The organism is Longibaculum muris (genome assembly GCF_004343035.1).
Taxonomy (GTDB): Bacteria; Bacillota_I; Bacilli_A; order Erysipelotrichales; family Coprobacillaceae; genus Longibaculum; species Longibaculum muris.
This window is the reverse complement of sequence record NZ_SMCQ01000047.1, coordinates 1-2,882: the sequence shown is the minus strand read 5'-3', so window position 1 is coordinate 2,882 and position 2,882 is coordinate 1. Positions and strand designations below refer to the sequence as shown.

At 30.1% G+C, this 2,882-nt stretch carries 4 protein-coding genes; all 4 read left to right on the top strand.

All coding sequences use genetic code 11. From position 1 onward, the window contains the following. On the top strand, positions 1-1,211 hold a 1,211-nt coding region (ltrA, locus tag EDD60_RS15940; protein ID WP_132226551.1), incomplete at its 5' end, for a group II intron reverse transcriptase/maturase. 154 nt (positions 1,212-1,365) lie between these two features. Next, complete coding sequence (locus EDD60_RS15935) at positions 1,366-1,725, top strand: helix-turn-helix domain-containing protein (RefSeq protein ID WP_132226552.1); 360 nt, start codon at positions 1,366-1,368, stop codon at positions 1,723-1,725. A gap of 328 nt (positions 1,726-2,053) precedes the next feature. Continuing rightward, complete coding sequence (locus tag EDD60_RS16775) at positions 2,054-2,230, top strand: tyrosine-type recombinase/integrase (RefSeq protein ID WP_132226550.1); 177 nt, start codon at positions 2,054-2,056, stop codon at positions 2,228-2,230. 179 nt (positions 2,231-2,409) lie between these two features. Beyond that, positions 2,410-2,589, top strand: a complete 180-nt coding sequence (locus EDD60_RS15925) for a site-specific integrase (RefSeq protein WP_066450826.1) — start codon at positions 2,410-2,412, stop codon at positions 2,587-2,589. Positions 2,590-2,882: the final 293 nt, after the last annotated feature.

Below are 2,882 nucleotides of genomic sequence, written 5' to 3'. Positions count from 1 at the left end.
GACAAGATATCAATGATAGAGGAAGATGGGCAAAACAACCAAAACTGGTGAAACTTAAACTAACATTTTTGGTGAAATTTATATTGACATTAACACAACCTGTGAAGAGAGTATATATACCTAAATCAAATGGAACACAAAGGCCATTAGGAATTCCAACAGTTATAGATAGAGTGATACAGCAAGCAGTTGCACAAGTCTTAACACAAATCTATGACAGTCAGTTCAGTGATAACAGTTTTGGATTTAGACCAAACAGAAGTGCACATGATGCCATGGAAAGAACACTAGAATACTTAAATGAGGGATATGAATGGGTCATTGATTTGGATATAGAAGCATACTTTGATACAGTTAATCATGATAAATTAATTTCAATTCTTAGAGAGAAAGTGAATGACTCAATAACACTACATCTTATCAGAAAATTCCTGCAGGCAGGAATTATGGAAAAAGGATTAATAAAACCAAATAGCCTAGGAGTAAGCCAAGGAAGTCCGTTGTCTCCAATATTATCAAATATCTATTTAGATAAATTTGATAAGGGACTGAAGGAAAGAGGACTTCGCTTTTCAAGGTATGCAGATGATAGTAATATCTTTGTCAAAAGCGAGATGAGTGCAAACAGGGTCATGAAGTCAGTCTCATCATGGCTAGAAAGAAAGTTGTTTTTAAAAGTCAATGCAAGCAAGACAAAAGTTGTAAGACCAACAAAAAGCAACTTTCTAGGGTTTACATATACCAAGATGAGTTCCAAATGGGTGTGCAGTCCTAGCAGTAAGAGCAAAATGAAACTCTATGATAAGTGTCGAAAGATACTTATACGCAAGAAATGTATAGCAAAATCCAATGCAGAAACATTTACTCGAGTAAATCAAATCGTAAGAGGATGGATTAACTATTTTAGAATTGGGAAAATGAAGGTATTCATAGACAAATTCGGACAATGGTTAAGACATAAGATACGAGTGATTATCATTAAGCAATGGAAGAAACCAATGAAGATTTGGAAAAGTCTACAAATGCTTAATAGGAAACTTCCATATAAGTTTAGCGATGAACAGATTTATTCAGTAGCCAACTCAAGATTAGGTTGGTATAAACGAGCGAATGGGAATGTCGTCAACTTCTTACTAAATGCAGACATACTAGCCATAAGAAAAGGGAATCGACCGGGCTTGGTCAATCCCCTAGAATACTATCTGAGATAGTTGTATTAACATATAAATGTAGCGCCGTATACGAAAACCGTACGTACGGTGCAATGAGAGGGGCGAAAATAATTTATTTTCCCTCTACTCTATTCCCTTTAAATGATAATTAAATATGGGTGTTATTAAGAAAGTATGAAAAGGAGAAAGTAACATAAAACTTGGTCAGAAAATTAAATTTGTAAGAAAAAGACGTCATATCACACAGAAAGAATTAGGATTATTAGTTGGATTTAGTGAAAGAAATGCAGGTATTAGAATAACTCAATATGAAAAAGGAAAAAGACAACCAAAAGAAGAAGTATTACGAAAGATTGCAGATACATTAGGTGTATCACTTATTTTATTAAAGAGTAATCATTCTAATCCAAAGGTTAATATCTATATTGATATATATTGGACTCAAATGCTGTGCACTAATCTAACAACTATTTCTATGGCAATATTGCTTTTGAAAGAAGCTGAGAGGTTTGATAAAGAAAACTATCAAATATTTGAACAATTAAAAAGATAAGTATAAAAAAAGAGCCAATTATCTAGAACAAATTTGTTCAGATTGATGGCTTTTCTTAACTTGATTTGTTTGTATCTTATCATATAACGACGAGTTCTGTGAGAATAATTATAACATATATGTTCTGCTTTTCAAGAAAAAAATCGACATATTACCTTATTTAAACATTCTATACATGTTTAACACATTTATTGTCGTATTTAACATTATAATGAATTCGGTTATATGATATATCTTTATATATTTAAAATTTTATACACAAAATGAGAAATATAGTATGTTAGTATCTAACAAAGAAATTAGTTTTAAAGAAGTATCAAATGAATAGTTGAAAGTAAAGAAATTATCAGTTAAGAATTCTTCATATGGTAAATATGGGAATATTGTATCAACTCATCTTGATAAGAATTTTGGAAAACTTAATATCAATCAAATCAATGAAGAATTAATCTTTTTTATTTTCAAGAACGTATACAAAACAACGATTATTCTACAAGTACATTAAAAGGTATTCGTTATGTTTTAAAAGCAATTTTAGGTTTTGTTCAATTTAAATATCACATAGCTAATGTTAATTTTAGTTTTATAAAATCAGGAAAATCAAACAATGGATATAAGCTACTAACCATTGAACAAAAAGAAGCATTAGAAAGTTATTGTTTCAGTCATTTAGATAATAAATCAATGATAATTCTTTTATCATTATATGGTAGGTTTTGTGTTGATGAAGTAGCTGGTTTAAAATGGGAAGATATTGATTTTGAAACTGATATTGTTAATGTGAATCGTACTATCGAAAGATTAAAGAATAATATTAATAATTCTTTTAAAACACAGTTGATGGAACTTGAACCAAAAAACTGATATATCCAAACAATTAGTTCCATTACCTGATTTCATCATGAACTATGTAAAGTCTTATTACAAATTAACGAGTCCAAAAGAACAATCTTATTATATCTATACAAATTCAGAGAAAATATCAGATCCTATAAATATACAATATCATTTTCAAAAATTTGTAACTTGTATGATTTTGAAATTAATTTTCACTCATTAAGGCACCCGTATGTCAAGCCCACGACAAAAAAAATTACAACTTTTTTTGAGGATTTCCGGGCAGCCGCATAGCTGCCCGTAGCTGCTTAATACGGTAC

Excerpts from the sequence above, each read along its gene's own strand:
- EDD60_RS15925 (WP_066450826.1), top strand. The coding sequence starts at position 2,410 with ATGATAATTCTTTTATCATTATATGGTAGGTTTTGTGTTGATGAAGTA.